24 protein-coding genes and 1 pseudogene are annotated in these 22768 nt (G+C 44.4%); 22 read left to right on the top strand and 3 right to left on the bottom strand.

The features are described from left to right. Positions 1-57: 57 nt before the first annotated feature. Positions 58-471 carry a helix-turn-helix transcriptional regulator gene (locus AC1U9U_RS04985; protein WP_479959450.1) on the bottom strand — a complete coding sequence of 138 codons (414 nt, stop codon included), beginning with the start codon at positions 469-471 and terminating at the stop codon, positions 58-60. Between the two features lie 147 nt (positions 472-618). Between AC1U9U_RS04985 and AC1U9U_RS04980 the strand changes: the two genes are divergently transcribed. The 8 genes from AC1U9U_RS04980 to AC1U9U_RS04945 all read left to right on the top strand — a co-directional run bounded on the left by AC1U9U_RS04980 (position 619) and on the right by AC1U9U_RS04945 (position 7210). After that, on the top strand, positions 619-1629 hold the full coding sequence (locus AC1U9U_RS04980) for an arsenic resistance protein (RefSeq protein ID WP_479959449.1): 1011 nt from the start codon (positions 619-621) through the stop codon (positions 1627-1629). A gap of 59 nt (positions 1630-1688) precedes the next feature. Further along, positions 1689-2339: a DUF2953 domain-containing protein gene (locus AC1U9U_RS04975; RefSeq protein WP_479959448.1), complete on the top strand. Its 651-nt coding sequence runs from the start codon at positions 1689-1691 to the stop codon at positions 2337-2339. 102 nt (positions 2340-2441) lie between these two features. Continuing rightward, positions 2442-2891 (top strand): GerW family sporulation protein, encoded by a 450-nt coding sequence (gene ytfJ / locus AC1U9U_RS04970; RefSeq protein ID WP_479959447.1) that lies wholly within the window; start codon positions 2442-2444, stop codon positions 2889-2891. Between the two features lie 202 nt (positions 2892-3093). Next, the gene (locus tag AC1U9U_RS04965; protein ID WP_479959446.1) at positions 3094-3675 is read left to right on the top strand and encodes a nucleoside recognition domain-containing protein; all 582 of its coding nucleotides are present in this window, start codon (positions 3094-3096) and stop codon (positions 3673-3675) included. Further along, positions 3672-4211 carry a spore maturation protein gene (locus tag AC1U9U_RS04960; RefSeq protein WP_479959445.1) on the top strand — a complete coding sequence of 180 codons (540 nt, stop codon included), beginning with the start codon at positions 3672-3674 and terminating at the stop codon, positions 4209-4211. Before AC1U9U_RS04965 ends, AC1U9U_RS04960 begins: the two co-directional genes overlap by 4 nt. Positions 4212-4253: 42 nt before the next feature. Next, positions 4254-5045, top strand: coding sequence for a glycosyltransferase family 2 protein (locus tag AC1U9U_RS04955; RefSeq protein ID WP_479959444.1), 792 nt, complete (start codon positions 4254-4256; stop codon positions 5043-5045). Further along, entirely contained in the window at positions 5030-6415 is a 1386-nt protein-coding gene (locus AC1U9U_RS04950) for an ArnT family glycosyltransferase (protein WP_479959443.1), read from the top strand. Before AC1U9U_RS04955 ends, AC1U9U_RS04950 begins: the two co-directional genes overlap by 16 nt. A 27-nt stretch (positions 6416-6442) precedes the next feature. Further along, positions 6443-7210, top strand: a complete 768-nt coding sequence (locus tag AC1U9U_RS04945; protein WP_479959442.1) for a pseudouridine synthase — start codon at positions 6443-6445, stop codon at positions 7208-7210. 39 nt (positions 7211-7249) lie between these two features. Here AC1U9U_RS04945 and AC1U9U_RS04940 read toward each other — a convergent pair whose 3' ends face one another. Beyond that, the gene (locus tag AC1U9U_RS04940) at positions 7250-7762 is read right to left on the bottom strand and encodes a hypothetical protein (RefSeq protein ID WP_479959441.1); all 513 of its coding nucleotides are present in this window, start codon (positions 7760-7762) and stop codon (positions 7250-7252) included. 127 nt (positions 7763-7889) lie between these two features. Here AC1U9U_RS04940 and AC1U9U_RS04935 point away from each other — a divergent pair, with 127 nt between their 5' ends. From AC1U9U_RS04935 to AC1U9U_RS04910, 6 genes are all read left to right on the top strand, one after another. Beyond that, on the top strand, positions 7890-8351 hold the full coding sequence (locus tag AC1U9U_RS04935) for a hypothetical protein (protein WP_479959440.1): 462 nt from the start codon (positions 7890-7892) through the stop codon (positions 8349-8351). Positions 8352-8488: 137 nt separating this feature from the next. Further along, entirely contained in the window at positions 8489-10150 is a 1662-nt protein-coding gene (locus AC1U9U_RS04930) for an L-lactate permease (RefSeq protein WP_479959439.1), read from the top strand. A gap of 370 nt (positions 10151-10520) precedes the next feature. Beyond that, entirely contained in the window at positions 10521-12179 is a 1659-nt protein-coding gene (locus AC1U9U_RS04925; RefSeq protein WP_479959438.1) for an L-lactate permease, read from the top strand. Between the two features lie 160 nt (positions 12180-12339). After that, the gene (locus AC1U9U_RS04920; RefSeq protein ID WP_479959437.1) at positions 12340-13059 is read left to right on the top strand and encodes a FadR/GntR family transcriptional regulator; all 720 of its coding nucleotides are present in this window, start codon (positions 12340-12342) and stop codon (positions 13057-13059) included. 151 nt (positions 13060-13210) lie between these two features. Then, entirely contained in the window at positions 13211-13930 is a 720-nt protein-coding gene (locus AC1U9U_RS04915) for a FadR/GntR family transcriptional regulator (protein WP_479959436.1), read from the top strand. A gap of 85 nt (positions 13931-14015) precedes the next feature. Continuing rightward, positions 14016-15062, top strand: a complete 1047-nt coding sequence (locus AC1U9U_RS04910) for a 4Fe-4S dicluster domain-containing protein (protein WP_479959435.1) — start codon at positions 14016-14018, stop codon at positions 15060-15062. Positions 15063-15112: 50 nt separating this feature from the next. Here AC1U9U_RS04910 and AC1U9U_RS04905 read toward each other — a convergent pair whose 3' ends face one another. After that, the gene (locus AC1U9U_RS04905; RefSeq protein WP_479959434.1) at positions 15113-15421 is read right to left on the bottom strand and encodes a hypothetical protein; all 309 of its coding nucleotides are present in this window, start codon (positions 15419-15421) and stop codon (positions 15113-15115) included. 196 nt (positions 15422-15617) lie between these two features. On the opposite strand from AC1U9U_RS04905, the gene AC1U9U_RS04900 reads away from it, so the two are divergent. The 8 genes and pseudogenes from AC1U9U_RS04900 to AC1U9U_RS04865 all read left to right on the top strand — a co-directional run. Then, positions 15618-16868 carry a BaiN/RdsA family NAD(P)/FAD-dependent oxidoreductase gene (locus AC1U9U_RS04900; protein ID WP_479959433.1) on the top strand — a complete coding sequence of 417 codons (1251 nt, stop codon included), beginning with the start codon at positions 15618-15620 and terminating at the stop codon, positions 16866-16868. A 48-nt stretch (positions 16869-16916) separates the two neighbouring features. Beyond that, on the top strand, positions 16917-17486 hold the full coding sequence (locus tag AC1U9U_RS04895) for a hypothetical protein (protein WP_479959432.1): 570 nt from the start codon (positions 16917-16919) through the stop codon (positions 17484-17486). A gap of 290 nt (positions 17487-17776) precedes the next feature. Then, positions 17777-18205 carry a HutP family protein gene (locus AC1U9U_RS04890; protein ID WP_479959431.1) on the top strand — a complete coding sequence of 143 codons (429 nt, stop codon included), beginning with the start codon at positions 17777-17779 and terminating at the stop codon, positions 18203-18205. A gap of 20 nt (positions 18206-18225) precedes the next feature. After that, positions 18226-18591 carry a chorismate mutase gene (gene aroH / locus AC1U9U_RS04885; RefSeq protein ID WP_479959430.1) on the top strand — a complete coding sequence of 122 codons (366 nt, stop codon included), beginning with the start codon at positions 18226-18228 and terminating at the stop codon, positions 18589-18591. 85 nt (positions 18592-18676) lie between these two features. Beyond that, complete coding sequence (aroF, locus tag AC1U9U_RS04880; RefSeq protein ID WP_479959429.1) at positions 18677-19705, top strand: 3-deoxy-7-phosphoheptulonate synthase; 1029 nt, start codon at positions 18677-18679, stop codon at positions 19703-19705. Beyond that, complete coding sequence (locus AC1U9U_RS04875; protein WP_479959428.1) at positions 19705-20589, top strand: prephenate dehydrogenase; 885 nt, start codon at positions 19705-19707, stop codon at positions 20587-20589. Before aroF ends, AC1U9U_RS04875 begins: the two co-directional genes overlap by 1 nt. Before the next feature lie 50 nt (positions 20590-20639). Beyond that, the gene (gene aroA, locus AC1U9U_RS04870; RefSeq protein WP_479959427.1) at positions 20640-21950 is read left to right on the top strand and encodes a 3-phosphoshikimate 1-carboxyvinyltransferase; all 1311 of its coding nucleotides are present in this window, start codon (positions 20640-20642) and stop codon (positions 21948-21950) included. Positions 21951-22580: 630 nt separating this feature from the next. Continuing rightward, a pseudogene (locus tag AC1U9U_RS04865) lies at positions 22581-22768 on the top strand (L-lactate permease); the annotation flags it as partial.

Below are 22768 nucleotides of genomic sequence, written 5' to 3'. Positions count from 1 at the left end.
TGGCGATTACTGGGTAGCGAAAGTCCACTATGGGGGCTTGTAGTTGCCAACTATTAGTCAAGAGCAACGGTGTCTGATGTCAATAGATTTTGCGGAAGTTTTTATGAAAAAAGCACCGAGATTATCGATGCTTGTCACGTTTATGGGAGTATGTGCGTATAGTGTAGTAGGGATGTTATTTGTTGAGGTGAGCGCATGAAGGTCATCATGGATGACTTGCAAGTGGTTTCTGTATAGGATGTAAAACCCCGGGGTCAATGATTCCCGGGGTTTTGCTTTTTTGTATTTAAGCATCTTGGCGAATTTCTGAGCAAGCTTTATTCCAGGTTCCCTGCCCGCTTCATAATGGTGCCAATTGTTTTTACTTAACCCCGTTCTCCACTCCATCTCCTGCTGGGTAACACCCAATTTTTCGCGGTAGTATTTAAGGGTGTTAGCGACCTTCGGTTTCTTCTCAGAACTATTATTCATATTTATCACCAGGGATATTATTCCACCTATATGGACAAGTTTCCTTTTTGGCTTTTTGGTTTTCTTGTCTTGAATTCATGGAGAAATTGTAATATTATACCCCTATAGGGTATATAAATAATTTGTAAATAAGAGGGGGAAGAATCTATGGCGGGGGATACCAAAGCGAATTATCTAAAAAAAGGGTACTTTTGGCCGTCCCAAAATATTGCCCTGGCAATTCCACTGGTTTTGATCATTGGTTTTCTTACTGGTCTAGGGTTGGATACAGGTTCACTTAAACAGTTTGTTTTACCCATTACCATGCTGATGATTTATCCCACCATGATCGGCTTTAAGGCCACAGAGGTTTTCAATTTATCACGGGGTAAGTTGCTCCTAACAGTTATGGTTTTAAACTTTATTATCATTCCGGTGATTGCTTATCTCCTAGGAACCGGCTTCTTATTAGCGGATCCCCAGCTTTTTGCCGGTCTTGCTATTACCGCCTTACTACCAACCAGTAATATGACCATTGCTTTTACCATGCTGGCAAAAGGAAATGTACCGGCCTCAATACAGATGACGACTACCGGACTGCTGCTCGGTTCGATTCTGGCACCTTGGTATCTTTATCTGATGGTGGGTAAATACGTTCCGGTCGATATTCTTCTCACCCTTAAAACGATTGCTTTGGTAATATTAATTCCGATGATTTTCGGGATCTTAACCTATAAGTATCTCTTAAGCAGATATTCCCAAGAACATTTTCAGAAGAAGATTAAACCCTATTTACCTGCGGCCAGTACTTGGGGGATGCTCTTCATCATTTTTATTAGCATGAGCAATAATTCCCAGCGTATCGCCCAACATTTGGATATTTTTGCCCTGGCTTTGGTAGTGCAGCTTGCTTTCTATACGATCAATTATCTCTTAGCCATAAGCGTTGGCCGCCGATTTTTCCCGCAGCAAGATGCTTTAACCTTAGTATTCTCCACGGTTCTACGGAATCTCTCTATATCCATCGGACTGGCGGCCACAGCCTTCGGCTCCAATGCTGCGTTGATGGTTTCTCTTGCTTTCTTAATTCAAGGACAAGCTGCTGCTTGGTTTATTAAGCTTAACGAAAAGTACAAATTATTGAGAAGTAGGGCTGAAAATAACGAAATTAGCTTATAGTGCATAAAAATCCCCCCCGGGGGTAACCTAAATTCTTAGGAAGACACGCGGGGGGATTTATGGTGCAGATTCTCGCACTCTTGGTTGCGTTTTTACTATGGTTGGGACTAATCGCTTGGATACGGGCAACGGTAGACTTTCGTTATTGCCGCCGTGATGAAAACGATCATATCGAAGTTGATATTTCTGCTTTGAAGGGGATCTGGAAATCAAGATTAAGCATTCCTACGGTAAAGCTGGAGTGGGAAGATGGTCCTCGAATTGAAACAGAGCAAGAAGCGAAAGCCCCCTCCGGAGAAAAGAGGAAGGCTGTTAACGAACTGAAATTTCGTTTTTTGCGCATGAGCTTTTTCTACGAGTTATTTCCTAACATTCCGAATCTGCTTAGAGAGTTTAACCAAATAAAAAAGAAGTTCTACCAGGGCATTCACTGTACCTTCTTTGATTGGAAGATTGAGTATGGTCATGAAAATCCGGCCGTAACCGCCTTGGCGGTAGGAGGCTTTTGGGGAATGCTTGGGTATTCACTAGCCAGAATTACTAATCAAGTTACAATGGATACCTTAGAGCCACGGATCATGGTCGAGCCCCAATTTAAAAAACCAGGCTTTAGTTGTGATATCCAATGCCAATTCAATGTGAGGATTGGTCACATTCTATTCGTAGGCTTGGATTTAGGACGAATGGTGATCCGCAGGATAAGAAAATAAAAAGCCCACCACTTTAAATTAAATTGAGGTTTAATGCATATTTAAGCCGAAAAAAGCTCATATTGTTAGTATCAATTATTAAGTCAAAAGAGGTGGATAACTATGGGGAGTCATCCCATTGAGGCGTTGATGAAAAGCGCTATGGAAAGTATCCAGGCAATGGTTGATGTGAATACGGTTATCGGTGATCCCATTGAATCACCAGATGGTTCGGTGATTGTCCCGGTATCCAGGGTTTGCTGTGGGTTTGCCGCAGGAGGTAGTGAATTCGCTCCTCCCGAAGGGGAGCATGATGAGGCCGAGAAAAAAGAAAGGGGCACAGCGTACCCCTTTGGTGGTGGTAGCGGTGCCGGGATGTCTGTGAAGCCTGTAGGATTTTTGGTAGTTGGACATGGGCAAATCCGTCTGCTGCCCATTGATCATAATGTGGTAGCCGACCGTCTTTTCGATGAAATTCCTAACCTTATGGATAAGATTAACAACATGATGAAGAAGGATGCCCCTAAAGAGCAAGTAACTAAAGAAGATATTATCATAGTCGGAGACCATTAATTATAGAGCGAATGATAAAAACGGTAATGCGCCGAGTCGTATTACCGTTTTTTAAGCGGGTTCTTCAGTATATTCAAAAAGAAGACAAATCTTAATAAATTGGAAGGCTGTGGAAGGAATTCTTTAGAAGTAGCTTCCCCAACTGATCCTAAGGTCTAAACCCCTCCTTTTTGACATAGATTTATGGTAAGGGGGGGAGGGCATGGTTAATGCCATCTGGTTATTTATGCTGATTACGGGCATTATCGTGGCTGCCCTGAACGGCAGGATTGATTTGGTTACCGAGTCGGCTATGAAAGCAGCAGAATTGGCAGTAGAGACAGCTTTTGGCCTGATTGGGGTCATGAGTCTGTGGCTGGGATTGATGAAATTAGCTGAGGAAGCCGGCGTAGTCCGTGGTTTGGCCCGCTTCTTTGGACCGGCAATCCGCCGCTTATTTCCGACCCTAAAAGAGGATAGTCCTGCTCTGGGACCAATTATAATGAATTTAAGTGCAAACGTCTTGGGACTGGGCAATGCGGCTACGCCCTTTGGCCTCAAGGCCATGCAAGAACTGCAAAAGGAGAATCCTCATCCGGATACGGCAAGCACCGCAATGATCACTTTTCTCGCCTTAAATACTTCTTGCCTTACCTTGATTCCTGCTACAATCATTGCTGTGCGTTTGAAAGCCCAATCGGTCAGCCCTACAGAAATTATCGGACCGACAATTTTTGCCACGGGCTGTGCCATGACCTTAGCGATTATAGTCGATTATCTATTTCGGCGGAGGTCTGGATCATGAATTTTATTGCTGAGATCTCACGTTGGGCAATTCCTTTTTTGCTATTTGTCATTCCTGTTATTGCTTTTATACGGAAGGTCCCTGTTTATGAATCCTTTGTGACGGGTGCGGAGGAAGGCTTCGCCACAGCAATTCGTATACTGCCTTTTCTGGTAGGCATGTTGGTATCGATCCGCATCTTTGTTGACTCAGGAGCTTTGGAGTTACTAGCCAAACTCTTGCACCCGCTATTAACCTTTTTTGGCCTGGATCCTAACCTTACAGCCATTATCCCCTTAGCGGTGATGCGTCCTCTCAGCGGTTCAGGGGCTTTAGGTGTGGCTACCCAGCTTATACACCAATACGGGCCCGACTCTTTTATCGGCCGCCTCGCTTCTACTCTCCAAGGCAGTACGGATACAACCTTTTTTGTTTTAACAGTTTATTTTGGCTCAGTAGGGATTAAAAAGTACCGCTATGCTCTTAAACTGGGATTGCTTGCCGACCTAACCGGTCTGATCGCTTCTCTCTGGATCGTACATATGATGTTTTATTAAGATGTTCCTTGAGCATACTAAGGGTAATAAGGAGGCCTTAGTATGCTTTTTGTTGTGTTACCTGCTTATAACGAGGAAAAAGGGCTTAAATTGCTCCTCGATGAGATTCAAGGTGCTTGTAAGGGGATTCCCGCCCAAACCATCCTGGTCAATGACGCGAGCACTGATCAGACGCTGCAGATTGCCCAGGAATATGCTAATAATTGCCCCAACGTTCATGTAGTGACCCATCCGGTGAATAAGGGGCTGGGGGGAAGCTTGATGACAGGGTTTAAACATGCTTTTGCCCTGCGCAGGAGTATCCCCGGAGAGGAAGGAGAGTGGGGAAAAGGCCGGGAGGATGTGATCCTGACTATGGACGCTGATAATACTCACCCAGCGGAACGAATTCCCCTAATGGTTGAACAAATTCGACAAGGAGCCGACTTGGTAGTGGCCTCACGTTATGCCGGTGGCAAGCAATACGGCTTAAATCCATTGCGTCAGGTTCTTTCTTGGGGGGCGGGCAAAGTTATGGGGATTTTTTTTCCTGTTGCGGGTCTTAAGGATTACTCTTGCGGCTATCGGGCCTATCGGGCATCAGTGTTAGAAGCAGCATATTTAATTTATGGAGATAAGTTAATTGAAAGCCGGAGCTTTGCCGGAATGGTTGAACTGTTGTTAAAAGTTGTGAGCTATAGTAGAGAGGTTCGGGAAGTACCCTTTGATCTCCATTATGAGAAGAAGCAAGGAAAGAGCAAAATGCGCATTATAGCAACAATTATGGGGTATTTTACATTGATTATCCGTATGAAGAAGGAGACTTGGGGCTTGGTAGAATGGGTCGGCGAGTAAATTTTATTTTGATTTTCATTTTAATCTTAGGGACTTTGTTGCGTTTAAAAGGTGTTACCAATCCTTATCTGGATGACCAGGGCTGGCGACAAGCAGATACTGCAAGCATGGCCTTGAATATGTTGGGGCATTTGGGAAACTTTCCGGAGGTCTTTTTTCCCATGCTTAACTATGATGGGACCGGACCTCAGCCCGTAGAGTTGGAATTTCCATTTCTGCCTTATCTATTGGCTTGGACTTGGACGATGCTCGGCTGGAGTGATTTATGGGGAAGGCTATGGGCAATTTTCTTTTCTCTGGTAACTATCTATGGAGTTTATAAGTTCGGTAAATTAGCCTTTTCTGGGGAAGCAGGCTTATGGGCTGCCGCTTTTTATGCTAGTATACCTTTAACTATCTATTATGGTCGGACCACCATGCCGGAACCGGTTGCCCAAGCGATAAGTATCTGGGCTTTAGTTACTATTTTAGCTTGGCGAAAAAACCCCGAATGGAAAGGTCTTCTATTGGCCGCCATAATTATGGCTGGAGCAATATTAGCCAAGCTCCCTCAGTTGATGATTTTTCCTGTAGCTTTGATTCTGGGCTTTTTTCCCTTTCGTCAGCTTAGCAAAATGTTTATTTATTGCGCCCTCTCACTGATTCTACCTATGGTATACTATAGCTGGGTTCACCTAGGTGCCGGTGCAGCAAGCCAATTTGTTTCCGGCATCGTTTCATATCAAGTATTCGAAGGCCAAAATAGTTTTTTTAATACTTTAGCTAACAATCTCAAATCGGGATTAGGGCTTTCTATCCTTTTGGCAGGGTGGGGATTGATCTTGCTGATTGGTAAGGGGAAGTCAAGGAATGAGTTGGGGTTAAGCTTAATAGCTTGGGTGACGATTAGCTTAGCCTATCTTGCTATTATCTGCCTAAGGATTCCCTTGGATTACTACTTAGTACCGGTGGTTTTGCCTATAGCCATTTTGACGGGGTATGCCCTAAGTGATGGGGATAAAATTCCTTCCTTCGTGGTTGGCGTACTTGCCATAAGCCTACTTTTGACCAGCCAGTACGCGAATTACGGGTCAAAATACCAGTGGAATGAAGATATACTTAGCCAGGCTCAGTGGTTACGAGAGAATACAACACAAGAGAGTGTTTTGGTCTTAAGCGATTCTCCCCCTATGACTTTGTATTATGCACAGCGATATGGGTTTCGCTTAGTCAAAACCGATGATAATCAAGCATGGGCTGATTTGGAGGCTATGCCGGGTGATTATCTGATTGCTCTTTCAAATTCACGGGGGAAAGAATTTTGGGAGCGGGTAGAGGGGGTATTTCCTCTGGTCGGTCCGGGGGTATATCGATTATCACCGTCACAGTAATATTAAGAAATCGAGGGGCGGTATATTTTGGAAGTATATAAGGGAAAAAACGTTCCTCCGGCTGGAGAACGTTTGCAAAAAGTACTGGCGCAAGCAGGTATAGCTTCGCGCCGTCATGCAGAAGAAGTCATTCTGGCGGGGCGGGTCCAAGTCAATGGTGAAATTATTCGTACCTTAGGGACTAAGGTTGTGCCTGGTGCCCGGATTTTGGTGGATGGTGTACCCATAAAGCCTCAAACCGAGGAATATGGCTATTATCTACTCCATAAGCCCACTGGTTATATAACCAGTGTTACCGACCCTCAGGGTCGGAAAACGGTAATGGATTTAGTAAAAAAAATTCCCCAGCGGGTATATCCGGTGGGGCGGTTGGACTATGATACTTCCGGACTGCTGGTATTGACCAATGATGGGAAGTTGGCTCATCGTTTGATGCACCCCTCCTTCGGGGTAGAGAAAACTTATCAAGTGGAAGTCCGTGAGAAAATTCCAGCTCAAGCCCTGCAAAGATTAGAAAAGGGAGTAGTGCTGGAAGATGGAAAAACAGCCCCGGCCCAAGTTCGCGAGGTTTTTTCCAAAGGCCGAGGCTTATTGTATTGCTATGAAATTACTATTCACGAAGGCCGTAATCGTCAAGTTCGGCGGATGTTTAAGGCAATTGGGTTTCCTATAGTGACTTTAAAAAGATTTCGTTTTGGCCCTCTCCGGCTGGAGGAGAACTTGGCACCGGGAAAATTCCGATCATTGACTAAAGCAGAGATTCAGCAGCTGCGCCAGGCAGTAAAGCTTAATTAGAAAAGATCCTTCACTGCGTTCAGGATGACATGGGCATCTTTAATGGGGCATATGTAACGGATGATCTAAATTTTTGTTCCATTTCTCGATATCACGCCCACCGAATTTTTGGAGGGCATTGGCAACAGAATTGACTTTTTCTTGCTCCGTTGATACCATAACCAGGAAGTGGCCGGTTCTCACTTCGTATTCATAATGACGGGCCCGTTCCGGACTTAAGCCGTAGCTTAAGAGCGCATCTGCAAGTCCTTGCCCGTAGGGACGGTGCAGAAGGTCATTGGCTAAAGGACCGGCTACTACACACTCTCCCAGGTTTGGGATATCCATTGGTGGTGCTTGAACAAGCCAGGCATTGAAGCGGTCAAAGTTAATCTCAGATGGCACAAAAGCCAGCTCGTTGGCGATTTCTTCAGTAAAATTACCTTGGTGAAGGTAACCGGCCCGAACCATCACCGAAATATTACTATTGGCTAAAGATTCCCCTTGGATTTCTTCGACGGCTTCTTTGGTTTGTTGCGGCCCTTTAAATATCGCAAGAATTGTTCTGGACATTTTTATCCCCCTTCATTATTTTTTGTTAGTATATCCAATGTATATATACTTAACACTAAGATGAGCAGGAGAATCGGAAAAGTTTGCCGAATAAAAGTATTTATTTAATACGGTAGGGAGATAGAGAATGAAGATTCGTATAGGAAATGAGGTACTCTGCGAACATATTCGGGTTAGAATCCGCTTGGATTTTCGTGGCGAAGGCAAGAGCGGACGTTTTATATTTGGTGGGAAGAGCCGGGAGGAGATTGCCGAGCAAGTCCGGGAACAGGAGGTCGCATTATTAAGAAATGTACCCTTGCAAGGAATTTTTCTTGAAGACATTGATTTGAGCCTTGATCTTTATGCCGTCAATGAATCGGATGGGCGGCGTAAACGAGAGGTTGCTTATGCTCCTGTCATATTGACTTTAAGAATAGAAAACCTTGATGACCTCTTACCTCTCATAGTCAAACCCGAATTTCGCAAGATCGAATTTTTAAGTCCTGAGAACTTGCAGATCCACCGTCTGGATGTGGAACGACTATTGTTTCGGGTGAGTCAAAATATTCAAGAGGAAATAAAAAAAGCAGAATTACGTTTTCAATAATAAAAAGCCCAGCCGAAAGGTTGGGCTTTTTTACTAGGATTTTTTAAATGACTATGATAATTTCTTTAGAACTGCTAATAATAACCTCGAACAGATCCTTTACTCAGCATTTCAACAAAGAAAGGTGGAATCACTACATGCCTTGGACTCAAAACTATTCTGCTTTAGGAGGAAGTATTGCACTTACAGCTTTGGCTGTGTCCATCCCGATTTTTTTCCTCCTCTGGGCACTTGCCATTAAGCGAATGAAAGGGCATATAGCAGGGCTGCTTACTCTTCTCATCACTATTATTGTCGTTGTCTTAGTTTACAGAATGCCTGTTTCAATCGCTCTCTCCGCAAGTTTGCTTGGAATAATGAATGGACTTTGGCCTATTTCTTGGATCGTGGTTTCTGCGGTGTATTTATACAATTTAACCGTTGAGTCGGGTCAGTTTGATGTTATTAAAAGTTCTATTTCCTCCATTTCCGATGACAGAAGAATCCAGGCACTGCTGGTAGCCTTTTGCTTTGGTGCCTTCCTTGAAGGGGCAGCGGGCTTCGGAGCACCAGTGGCCATCTCTGCTTCGATTCTCATTGGTTTGGGTTTTAACCCTCTCTATGCAGCAGGACTTTGCCTGATTGCCAACACTGCACCGGTTGCTTTCGGAGCTATTGGTTCGCCAATTATCGCGGCCGGTTCGGTAACCGGTATGGGCGACTTTATTATTTCCCAAGCCATTGGTCGGCAACTTCCTTTCTTATCGGTTATCATTCCTCTCTACTTGGTAGTACTAATGTCCGGCTGGAAAGGGGCTAAAGAAGTTCTTCCGGCTGCTTTGGTGGCAGGTTTTTCCTTTGCCATTGCTCAATGGTGGTCTTCAAACTATCTAGGAGCTTATCTGCCGGATATTATTTCCTCCTTATTCTCACTGATCGTTTTGACTTTCTTTTTACGGGTTTGGAAGCCCAAAAACATCTGGCGTTTTCCCCATGAAGAAGGTAAAGAAGAAACAGAAGTCAGACATAATTACACTAGCGGTCAGATCATAAAAGCTTGGTCGCCTTTTGCCATCCTTACAATCATGGTGGCCATCTGGGGAACTCCCGGTCTAAAAAACTGGGCTACGAAGATGGGGCTTTACGTAAGCATACCTCATTGGCCGGGCCTGGATGGGCTGGTCTATAAAGCAACTCCCATTGTTGCCAAGCCTGCAGTTTATGCTGCAAGCTATAGATGGGATTGGTTCGCGGCCGGTGGAACGGCCATCTTAATTGCCTCGATAATTTCCATGTTTATTCTCGGTATTGGCCCCGGAAAAGCCTTGAATGTTTTTGTCAGAACACTGAAGCAATTAATGTTTGCGATTATTAATATCGCAGCCGTCCTTGGTTTTGCCTATCTAGCCAACTATTCCGGATTATCTTTTACCTTGGGACTCCTTTTTGCTTCCACCGGTGCTTTGTTCCCCTTCTTGTCACCGGTACTCGGTTGGCTGGCTGTTTTCCTTACGGGCTCAGACACCTCTGCCAATGCCCTTTTCGGCAAACTCCAACAGGTTACTGCTGAACAAATTGGGGTAAACCCAGTCTTGACAGTAGCGGCTAACAGCTCCGGAGGAGTAGTAGGGAAGATGATCTCACCTCAGTCCATTGCAGTGGCAGCTGCGGCAACATCTCTCGTCGGTAGGGAATCGGAGCTGTTACGATTTACCTTAAAACATTCCTTAGCCTTATTGCTTGTGATCTGTATTATGATTACCTTGCAGGCTTATGTGGTACCGGGCATGATCCCAGTCTTTACCGCAGCCGGTCCCTAAAGAACAAATTCCGCAAATCAAATGGGCATCAAATATAGTTCCTAAAAGATCGGGAAGGAGTACTACTCCTTCCTTTCCAATTTCATTTAGAAATAATGCATAATAGGTATATTTTAAAACCTAAATAGGAATAAAATATAAAAATTTAACTAAAGTGAAAAAATTCTCTTGTTTAATCTATTGCAAATCATATGAATTTAGCATACAATTATCACTGCGTCAAAATGGTCAGACCATACTATGATAGGGAGGTAAGGACAGAAGATTAAAAATATTTTAAGAATGTAGCAAAATACAAAAAACGGAGCAACGAATGTAGAAGTTATTAAACAAATTCAGAATCAGTTTACTTAGAAAGGTGGATTTTCAAATGCCTTGGACACAGGATTATGCAGCTCTTGGCGGTAGCCTTGGTCTAACTGCCCTTGCTGTTTCAGTTCCCATCATCTTTTTATTTTGGGCATTAGCAGTAAAAGGAATGAAAGGGTACGTCGCTGGACTCATTACCCTTGCTATAACCATTGTAGACGTTATTATTGTTTATAAAATGCCGGTAACCATCGCTCTTTCTGCTACAGCGTATGGTATGCTCTATGGTCTTTGGCCAATTGCTTGGATCGTTATTACTGCAGTTTATTTATACAATTTGACAGTAGAATCCGGACAATTCGAAATTATTAAAAGCTCTATTGCTTCAATTTCCGATGACCGTCGTCTTCAAGCATTGATCGTAGCTTTCTGTTTCGGGGCCTTTCTTGAAGGTGCAGCCGGCTTTGGTGCTCCCGTCGCTATTACCGGAGCCCTTTTGATTGGTCTTGGCTTTGATCCTATCAAAGCTGCCGGACTCTGCCTGATCGCTAATACTGCTCCGGTTGCATTTGGTGCAATTGGTGCTCCGATTATTGCTGCAGGAGCCGTAACCGGCATGGGTGACTTTGTTATTTCTCAAGCCGTTGGTCGCCAACTTCCCTTCATTTCAGTGATTATCCCTCTTTACTTAGTTGTGTTAATGGCCGGTTGGAAAGGTGCCAAAGAGGTAATGCCTGCAATCCTAGTCACCGGAGTTTCTTTCGCCTTAGCCCAATGGTGGTCTTCTAACCACTTAGGTGCTTATTTGCCGGACATCATTTCTTCCTTGTTTTCTCTTATCTGCACCGCTGTATTCCTCCAGTTCTGGAAACCGAAAACAATCTGGCGTTTCCCCCATGAGCGGGATGTTAAGGAACCGGAAGTTAAAAAGTATTCAGGCGGTCAAATCGCTAAAGCTTGGTCACCTTTCGTTATTCTCACAGTTATGGTTACCATCTGGGGACTTCCCGGTTTTAAAAGCTTAATTGTCGATAAGCTCCATCTGATTCTTAAGTTCAATTGGCCAGGTCTTCATGGCTTGGTTTACAAAGCTGCACCAATCGTGGCCAAACCCGCAGTCTATGATGCAGTCTTCAAATGGGACTTTTTATCTGCAGGTGGAACTGCCATTCTGATTGCGGCAATTATCAGTACTTTCATTTTGGGAATCAAACCGGCTAAGGCTGTGAAAGTATTTGTCGATACTCTTAAGCAATTAATTTATCCTGTAATCAATATCGCAGCCGTACTTGGCTTTGCTTACCTTGCCAACTACTCCGGTCTTTCTTATACTTTGGGACTTTTCTTCGCTTCTACAGGGGCGCTTTTCCCCGTTCTTTCTCCAGTGTTAGGATGGTTAGGGGTATTCCTTACCGGTTCAGATACTTCTGCCAATGCTCTCTTTGGTAAACTTCAACAAGTAACCGCTGAGCAAATCGGTATTAATCCAGTACTGACTGTAGCGGCTAATAGCTCCGGTGGTGTTGTTGGTAAGATGATCTCTCCTCAATCCATCGCTGTTGCAGCAGCTGCCACTACCTTAGTTGGTCGGGAGTCCGAACTTTTCAAGTTTACAGTTAAGCACTCAATTGCCATGCTGGTTGCCGTAATTGCAATTATTTGTCTCCAAGCCTATGTGGTACCTGGCATGATTCCAACTATCGCAGCAGCTATTCAATAAGTAGAAGTATAGATTATAGACAACTTTCTAAAAATAAGTTATATTTAAACTAAATAGTCTACAGGTCGATGGGAAGTGGTCTATCTGCTTCCCATTTCTTTTACTACTAATAGAGAGTGCCTTTTTTAACATGATTTTCCTTTTCTATAAGGAGGCTGCAATGGACTTAAAACCGATCAAAACGAAAAAAATATACGAAGAAATTATCGAGCAGATACGTGTTCTTGTTGTTGGCGGGGACTTAAGACCTGGAGATCGTTTACCCTCTGAACGGGACCTGGCAGTTCGGCTTAACGTAAGCCGTGCTTCTGTTCGGGAAGCACTTAGTGCCTTAGAAATGATGGGACTTTTGGAAATTCGCAGCGGGGAAGGTACTTTTATTAAGAAGATAAATATCGATTCCGTTGTGACTCCTTTGGCTTGGGTTTTAAGTATGGAAAAAGATAATATCTTAGAATTACTTGAAGTTCGAAAAATGCTGGAAGGGCAAACGGTAGCTTTAGCAGCCAAAAGGGCGGAGGCAGAGGAACTCCGAATTTTAGAAGAGGCGTTAAAGGCGATGTTGAAGGATGTACAGACAGGCCAATTAGGTGAAGACGCGGATCTTCGTTTCCATTATACTGTGGCGAAGGCCAGTAAAAATAAGATTCTGGTACGGCTTATGAATGCCATTTCCGACACTATGCATCAGACTTTGAAAGCCAGCCGGATAAGATTATATGAGGAGAACGAATCGCCGGAAAGATTATATAGGGAACACGCTTTAATCTTTGAGGCAATTAAAACCCGAAATGAAGAGAAAGCTCGCCTTTATATGCAGGAGCATATAATTGGAGTAGAAGAACGTCTATTAAAATACTACTCTAGCAACAATGTATAAATGGTAAATTACTTTTTGCTGATTTGCACATTTCATTTAAATTGAGTGATTTATTTCAATTAACTGAAATATTTCTAGTCAATAACTAGATGTTCGTGATAAACTGAAAAAGAGGGTAATTTAGACGGGTTTATAAGGAGAGAAGAAGGCATTGGAGCTAAAACCGATAAAAACACGCAAGATCTACGAAGAAATAGTTGAACAAATCCGAGAACTTGTAGCTCGGGGAGAGCTAAAACCCGGTGACCGTTTACCTTCCGAAAGGGATCTGGTAGAACGTTTAAAAGTGAGTCGCGCTTCCATCCGTGAAGCACTCAGTGCTCTGGAATTGATGGGCCTACTGGAAGTGCGTAGCGGTGAAGGGACTTTCATGCGCACACTGCGTTCTGAATCAGTTATAGCTCCCCTGGCTTGGATGCTGACTATGGAAAAGGGAACCGTAATTGAGCTTCTGGAAGTACGAAAGATTCTAGAGATTCAGGCGGTCGGAATGGCAGCGGAACGGGCCGAAAGAGAGGATCTAAAAGAATTGGCGCTCGCTTTAGAAGAATTGCATGCCGACTTAAGTAGCCCTACTTCTGATGGATCTTCCGATCATCGCTTCCATTATGCAATTACCCGGGCGACTAAGAATAAGATCATGATTCGCCTTATGGATACAATCTCCGATTTAAATAAATATATGCTAAAAACCAATCGATCAAAGCTCTATGAGGGAAAATATACCCCCGCATTGCTTTTTCAAGAGCATAAAATGATTTATGAAGCTATTGTAGGTCGTGATGTAGAAAAAGCCCGGGAATTTATGATGGCACATCTTACCGGTGTGGAAGCGGAAATTCTAAAAGGATTTGATGATGCCTCTAAATAGTTTTTATGAAAGGCAGGGCCATTTTTGGACCTGTCCTTTCTTTTTCAAATGAAAAAGATTATACTTGAAATTAGGGGTGATTATAATGCTGAATACTTGCCAAATGGTATATCATCATAAAAACTGTTTGAATACAAAAAAGCCCTACGCAAAGCCTTGTCGATTGTGTATTGAGGCTTGCCCTCATCAGGCAATCTCCGATTTTCGCGAAATCGATGCTAAACTATGTACAGAATGCGGAGTCTGTATGGCGGTTTGCCCCAGTGATGGATTTGTGGATACTCATACGGATTTGCTTCATCAATATATTGAGAAGGCGGAGGAAGCTATTACTTTAAATTGCCCCCAAGCAGCTCCTTTTGGTTTTGAGATACCATGTTTGGGGATTATTGATCGAGATTTGTGGCTTACTTTAATGCATGCAGGTAAAGAAAAAGGAATCTCCATTTACACGGGTAAATGCTCTGAATGTCCTGACAAAAAGGCCTGCGCTTTAAGTGTGAAAGCCTTTAAAGAGGTTCACGAAGACTGGCCGGATCATCCAATCGTGTCATTAAGGGTTAGTCCTGATGGGGGAGAGGCGTCGAGAAATGAGCCGGTTGGTGGTACTCCTCATAAAGCAGCTGTTTCTCCATCTGGGCAAACTGAGAAAAAAGGCTGGAAAACAAAAGGCTGGGAGAAGCTTGAATCCGTTTTACCTGGATTAACCGCCGATGAAGCTTATCCAATTCCTCGAACCCGTCAATTGTTGGTAAGAAGGATGGAAGCAAGTCCCCGGGAGAAAATGCCCATACCGGCTTTGCAGATTAGTGATCGCTGCACCAGTTGCGGTGTGTGCGCTGCAATTTGTCCCCAGGCAGCCTTAACCAAAAAAGAAAATGGGGATGAGTTGACCCTTATCTATGAACCCTATAAATGTGTCCGTTGCCAGCGCTGCGTCAATATTTGCAATCCCAAAGCCATGGGTTTTGCCAAGAAGCACTTATCCCACCGCCACTATACAGGGAAAATACTTCTGCATAAAGGAAGTCCGAAACACTGCGTCCGCTGCGGTAAGCAGGTATTCGATAACTCCGAGCCACCAATGTGCATAGCTTGTGCTTCGTCTAAAGAGGACAGTATCTTTAATTAATTATACTCAATATAAAGGGGCTGTTGTACAACAACAGCCCCTTTGCTTACTTATTGGTGATGATGGTGGTGTCCGCAGTTACAGCCATGACCATGAACATGAAGGGTAGGAGAGGCTCCATCCTGAGCAGTAGCTTTTTTCTTAGTAGGTTCCCGAAGAAGCTGGTCAGTTAAATTGCGCGTATGGGAAAGAGGTTGTTGTTGAATTTCGAGGGCAAGTTCAATAGTTTGACGAAGGGTTTCCTGGGGCACTCCCAGTGCTTTGGCATCGGTCACTGCCGAGCGTAAACTTGCCAGGGAATTGGTAGCAGCAGCTGCCGAGATTTGTATAAGTAAAGTTGTCCTTTGATCAAGATTCATAATTTTACCTCCCAGCATATGAGTTTAAAACTAATATAGCATAAAGAGCCATCAAGCACAAAATATGTGCGGGAGGAATTTCTATTACTACAGAAAAGGTTAGTGGATTTCTAATTGGGGATAATTTATGATATATGAAAGTATATCCATGGAGTGGACAAGTAAACCAACACAGTAATCGAGGAAGGGTATCGGAATGGAAAAAGAACGAATAATTATCATCGGTGCTGGGGCAGCAGGTCTGATGGCCGCTGGGCAAGCAGCACTTAAGGGTGTCGAAGTCTTGCTTCTGGAGAAGAAGGAACGCCCTGGCCGTAAAATTGCCATTTCAGGAAAAGGACGCTGCAACTTGACCAATGCAGAAAATGTTGGGGATTTCATCCAAAACTATCCCGGCAATGGTCGTTTTTTGCACGGTATTTTACGGGAATTCGATAATATCAAACTTCGTGAATTCTTTTCGCACTATGGAGTGGAAACTAAAGTGGAGCGGGGAGGACGGGTGTTTCCGATCTCCGACGATGCTGAGCAAATCGTTGAAGCTTTGTTGAAGTATATCATGGAGGCCGGAGCAGAATTGGCTTCCCGGAAGACCGTTGAAGAAATACTGCTTGATGACTCAGGGGTCAGTGGGGTGCGCTTAAACACCGGTGAGGTGCTTAAGGCCAAAGCTGTGATTGTTTGCACAGGAGGAGGTTCCTACCCAGGGACCGGTTCCACGGGAGACGGCTATCGGATTGCTAAACAGTTAGGACATAAGGTTGTCTCTCCTCGGCCCTCCCTTGTTCCCCTTAGAACGCACGAAGGATGGGTTAAAGAGGTTCAAGGACTTTCCCTGCGGAATGTGGAAGCTTCCTTATATTATGGTGGTAAAAAGCAAAGGGCAGAATTTGGGGAGATGCTTTTTACCCATTTCGGCGTATCAGGTCCGATCATTCTTACCCTAAGTCGCTGGGCAGGGGAGGCCCTAGCCCGGGGCGAAAAGGTAGAGTTATCCATAAATCTTAAGCCGGCCTTGACCGCGGAACAATTGGACCAGCGTATCCAGCGGGATTTTAAGAAATTTGCTAATAAACAATTTAAGAACTCCCTTGAAGAAATCCTGCCCAAGAGCCTGATTCCGGTGGCAATCCAATTGTCGAAGATTTCCCCCGATCAAGTGGTCAACCAAATCAGCAGGGAGGAGAGGAAACGTCTGGTTAATTTATTGCAGGGGTTGCGCCTAACTATCAAGGAGACCTTACCTTTAGCGGCGGCTATCGTAACAGCCGGTGGCGTGGATGTAAAAGAGATTGATCCGAAAACAATGGCTTCAAAAATCGTCAAAGGATTATTCTGGGCGGGGGAAGTTGTGGATGTAGATGGTGTAACGGGGGGGTATAATCTGCAAGCAGCTTTTGCGATGGGCTACAGAGCCGGTCGGGCCGCGGCAGATTACATCCAATAAGTCTGACTTTTGCTTTTGACGCATACACTGATTAAAGAGGTGAGGTTTATGCGTCGATTTCGTTTCTTTATTTGGTCGAGGAACTGGGGAAGAAGAAAACCGCACTATCAGCGGAGTCAACCCGGCCGGTCTGCACCAAGGAGGAATTTACCTACAGGCTTGGCCGGGCTGGAAAGGTTCTTAATTCGCGGAGTCACACTGGCAGCTGTATTATTGGTTTTAGTGCAAATGGGATTGGGGCTGGCCAAAGACCCGGTGGAATATTACCTATCTGTGGCTCAAAACCTGGAAGCCCCCTCTCTGGAAAGTACCCCTGTTTCTGCCACGGTAACCCCGAACTTGATTCAAGAAGGTCGGCCTCAAACAGCTCTGATCACCCTTAAAGCAATTCCGGCTGCGCCGATCAGGGTCATTCAAAATGGAAAGGTTCTCGGTACTTTAACACGGGGAGAATTAGAAGTGTCGGCGCAAAATGGTATCCTTCAACTGGATGGAACCAATGTGCCTTCTATCGTTCATGTACAAGTAATCAAGAAAGACGCTGTTCTAGTGGAACCTGAATTGAATCAGACCTATATTATCGAGCATAACGTCTATTCCTTAAGAGTTGGGCGTTAAGTATAAAGCTAATTTGTAACACATTAATAAAGGTCTTGAAAATCTATCTAAAGCATCATATAATAATTTTTAATAGTTTTGTAGGATGGTTTCAAGATTAGGGTTTCTTACGGATGTTGCATAATTGAAGAAGGGAAGGATGGTAGGACGGTGAAATTGAGATAGGCACCGTTAGGTGTCTTTTCTATTTGCTTCTTTAAATATTCGCGTGGTCAGTCGGTAGTGTAGTAGGGTTAAGAACTGATTACTATTGTTTAGGAATCCCTTTAGGGAAAGGAATGAAAAAATAAATGATTGCGGAAAGTAAAAAAATTGCTATGGCGGCCTTACGCATGGCTATGACGGAAAGTCGGGAAGAAGAAGCTCATTTAAAGGAAGGGTTTAACCGGTATGGAATTCATACGGTTGCTGTAGATTACGGTGGGGAGTATTTATCTGCCGTCAAAAAAATCGTTGAACGGGCAATAGTGGCTGCAAAACGTGAAGGGGTAATCAAAGAAACCCATAATGATGAAGGTGCTGTGGCTGGCGCTACCAGGGAGGCTTTGAGCCAAATTATGCCCAAGGCTATCGGGCTAAACATCGGTGGCAAAATCGGTATTGCCCGCCGAGATGAACATCTATCAGTAGCGGTTTTCTTTGGTGTGGGACTTTTACATCTCGATGAGGTAGCGGTTGGGCTAGGACACAGGGCAGTACCCAAAGAAAGCAAGGCCTAAATAAAGGGAGATGAAAGGAATTGAACAGAATTCGAGGGATTCGGGGAGCAATAACTATAGAACATAATAACCCGGATCAAATTCGTCAAGCGACCCAGACTCTTTTACAAGAAATTATGAAGAGAAATTCACTCGGGACTGAAGATGTTATAAGTGCAATTTTTACTTTAACAACGGACTTAAATGCAGCTTTTCCGGCTGCCAGCGCCCGGGAGATAGGGTGGGATCGAGTACCGATGATTTGCTTGAACGAGATTCCGGTTCCGGGGGCCCTTACTCGCTGTATCCGCGTGTTGCTTCACGTAGAAACAGCTCTTGCACAAAGGGAAATACATCATGTTTATTTGGGTGAGGCGGTTAATTTGCGCAGGGATCTAGTAGACTAAGAAAAATGAAGTATGGTAGATTTTGTTCACATTAGGTGTGGGCTGAATAAACATAATTTAGGATGGTAGTAAGGAGTGGGATTTTATGATTATCGTGTTGAGAAGAGGTACGACTGAAGGAGAAGTTCAAGAAATCAGTGAGCGTTTAACCCAAGAGGGGTTCAAAGTCCATCTCTCCCAAGGTGTAGAGAAGATTATTGTTGGTGCCGTTGGTGATCGCTCACGCTTGGAAGCTTTGGATTTGGAAGCCTTGCCTTGGGTAGAAAAGGTCGTTCCCATTCTTGCCCCTTATAAGCTGGTAAGTCGTGAATTCCAGAGTCGGAACACAATCATTCAGGTTGGGGAACATCAGATTGGCGGCGATACAATTCATGTTATGGCCGGACCCTGTAGCGTGGAAAGCCGGGCTCAGATTCTGGAGACTGCTCATGGGGTCAAAGCGGCCGGGGCGACCTTTTTAAGAGGCGGAGCCTTCAAGCCTCGCACTTCCCCCTATGCCTTTCAAGGATTAGAGGAAGAGGGCTTAAAGCTTTTAGCGGAAGCCAGGGAGGAAACAGGGCTTTTAGTTATCACTGAAGTAGTTGACGTGCGGGATGTAGAACTTGTTGCCCATTACACCGACATTCTCCAAATAGGTGCTCGTAATATGCAGAACTTCTTCTTGCTTAAGGAAGTCGCTAAAACCAATAAACCTGTTCTTTTGAAACGAGGCCCCTCGGCAACTCTTGAAGAGTGGATGATGGCGGCAGAATATATTATGGATGGCGGAAATTATCAAGTAATGTTCTGTGAACGGGGAATTCGCACTTTTGAGAACTATACCCGCAATACTCTTGATTTGAGTATGGTACCGGCTCTACATTCACTTTCCCATCTACCGGTCATTGTTGATCCCAGTCATGGCACCGGGCGCTGGAATCTGGTTCCGGCCATGACAAAAGCGGCAGTGGCAGCGGGGGCTGACGGTATTATTGTTGAAGTTCATCCCCAACCGGAAAAAGCAGTGTCAGACGGCAAGCAATCTTTAACCATTCCTAATTTCACCGCCATGATGGAGGAATTAGATGCTTTGGCCACTGCCCTGGGAAGACCGGTGAAGGGAGTTCGGCAGTAATGACCAGGAATCTTGCCTCTCTCTCGGAGGGATGGAAGGGTGTGAGGAGACCGCGGGCTTTAATTATCGGACTTGGTCTGATTGGCGGATCCTGGGCGGGAGCCTTAGCCGGCTTAGGCTGGGCTGTCAGTGCAGTGGAGTGTAACGAAGAAAGCCTGATCGCTGCCAAAGAACGGGGCTGGATCAGTGAGGGTTGGCGGGAACTACCGGAAAACCTTGATGTGGATTTGGTTATTCTGGCAACCCCCATTTCCCTGCTGGTAAAAAGTCTTGCACAAATCGTCGGACGCGTTCCTCAAGGCGCCTTAATCACAGATGTGGGAAGCATTAAGGGAGAAGTATGTCAAGCAATGGAAAACCTTGAGTCTGTCTATTTTATCGGCGGTCACCCGATGACGGGCTCAGAGCAACAGGGTTTTAAATCATCTACCCCGGATCTGTTTCGAGGTTATCCCTATGTGCTTACGCCTCACTCTGCTTGCCCTCAAGAATTGGTAGACGATTTTTCCGGGTTACTTAATGAGCTTGGGGCAAGGGTAATCTTTCGTGAACACGAGGAACACGATCATGAAGTAGCTTTAATTAGTCATGTGCCCCATCTATTATCTCTTGCTTTAGCCTTGGCTGCGGCCGAGGGATTTCCGGAAGGAAAACCTTTGGAACTTGCCGGTCGCAGCTTCAGAGAAATTACCAGATTGGTAGACAGCTCACCCGAGATGTGGCGCGATATTCTCGTACGCAACTCCCAGGCAATATTATTTTCCTTGGACATCTGGGAGGAAAAACTTAAGGAAATTCGGGGGCTGATCGAAAGTTCTAATGGAGAAGAGATAATAAAAGTCTTTGCAAGGGCTCAACATGCCAGGGGTCGGGTTTTAAAGTGATTCTAGTTTTAGATGGACTTGTCTCATCAGGCAAACCGGAGGTAGTTATAATGCCAAATACTCAGAAGTCAAATACAATACGGATAAACCCAATACGCAAAATAAATGGAGAAATACAAGTACCCGGGAATAAGTCCATCTCCCACAGAGCTGCCTTGTTTGGCGGGATGGCCCAGGGTGAAACCCATATTACCAATTTCTTGCCGGGTCAGGATTGCTTAAGCACCTTGGAGTGTTTAAAGCTTTTGGGGGTAGAATGGGAGCGTATGGATAGGTCGGTTTGGATCAACGGACAGGGGTTTGAAAATTGGCTGGAGCCTAAAGATATTTTGGATGTGGGCAATTCCGGAACAACTATGCGCCTTATTTTAGGGGTATTGGCAGGGTGCCCGTTCAGTGCAACCTTAAGTGGTGACTCTTCCATAAGGTCAAGACCGATGGCCCGGGTCTCAGTTCCCTTGCGGGCGATGGGTGCTCGCATTCTTGGCCGCCAGGAAGGGAAATATGCCCCTTTGACCATTCAGGGTGGTTCTCTACAAGGAATCCACTACAATTCACCGGTTGCTTCTGCCCAAGTCAAATCGGCCATTATTCTAGCCGGACTCAGAGCCCAAGGGGAAACCTCTGTGACCGAACCCTTCCTTTCCCGTGATCACACGGAGCGGATGCTGCGTGGCTTTGGGGTTCCGGTGGTCAGCGAACAAAATACTGCCAAGGTTTATGGCGGGGCAAAACTAACTGGGCAGGAAGTATCGGTGCCGGGTGATATCTCTTCGGCAGCTTTTTTTCTGGTGTTAGGAAGTCTTATCTCTCAAGGAGAGCTACTGATTAAAAATGTCGGGATGAATAAAACGAGAATAGGTATTCTTGATGCTCTATGGCAAATGGGTGCAAATATTCAGGTAGAAGATGAAAGGGAGGAATGTGGGGAACCACGGGCCAACCTGCGAATACATCCTGCTGAGCTTCATGGCGTCGAAATCCAAGGGGAGATGATTCCTCGTCTTATCGATGAGGTTCCGATCCTCGCTGTGGCTGCCTGCTTTGCTAAAGGAGAAACCATTATTCGTGATGCTGCCGAACTCAGGGTAAAGGAAACGGATCGCATTAAAACGGTGGTAGAAGGCCTTCAAGCCTTAGGGGCCAATATCCGGGAATTGCCTGATGGGTTACAGATTCAAGGTGGTTCCGGATTAAAAGGGGGAGAAGCAGAAAGTCATGGTGATCACCGTTTGGCGATGGCTTGGGTAATAGCCGGGCTTCTTTCACAAGAAGGGCTGAATTTAGAAGGCATTGAAGCAGCAAAAATTTCTTTTCCAAATTATTTGGATTTAATTAAAAAAATTACTGAAGGCGCCTAGGAGGTTTTTGTACCGTTTAGGTATTATTTGACTAAAAGAGTAAATGAAATTGACACGTATGCTGAAAGTATGCGTGTTTTTTATATTCCGATTCATGAAAGGTCCGGAAAAACTAAATGGGCAAAAATCTAAATTTTGCCCTAGGAATCAAAGTATTCTTTCAAATATTAAGAAACTGGAATAAAATACTCAGACTAATTTGCAGAATAGTCAGAAATGAGATTATATATGCATAGAATAGTTCATAAGTTTAGACTACATGGAAATTTGCTAAAAACCTGAATGGAAGGAATCCTTTAAATTTTTAGAAATTATTTTTTTCACTAAGAAGGTAAAATAAAGAGTCTGTCGAAATTAAAAAATAAAGTCAAGCGGTAATATTCTGAATCGTTGGACTGTCAGACCGTCAGGAAGTATGTTGAAAGGGGGAGTGCCATGAAACAACAATAAATTAACTTTTATTAGCCCTTATTAAAATCTAATCCTAAATACCCAATTTACTTCATTCATTTTGTTACCAAAATAAGGACTGATGTAATTTTAAGAAAAAGGTATTCGAACATCCCTTTTTATTGACAACAGAAGACACAGTTTTAAAGAGGGGATTAACAAAAGGAGGCGCCATTATTAATGCCGTATTATCAAAATTATGATCCCATGGGGAATGTATGGCTGTCTACGTTTTTAGCTGCCCTACCGATTCTAGTTTTACTCTATCTGCTCGCATTGCATCCGCATAAGGATAAGCAGGGCAACAAGCATCTGGGAATTTTTGCTCCTTATGCAGCTATCATTGCTGCTCTGGTTGCCATCAGCGT

This window comes from Desulfitobacterium sp. (assembly GCF_982384815.1).
Note: the sequence above shows the minus strand (reverse complement) of the source record. Positions and strands in the feature narration are given on the sequence as shown.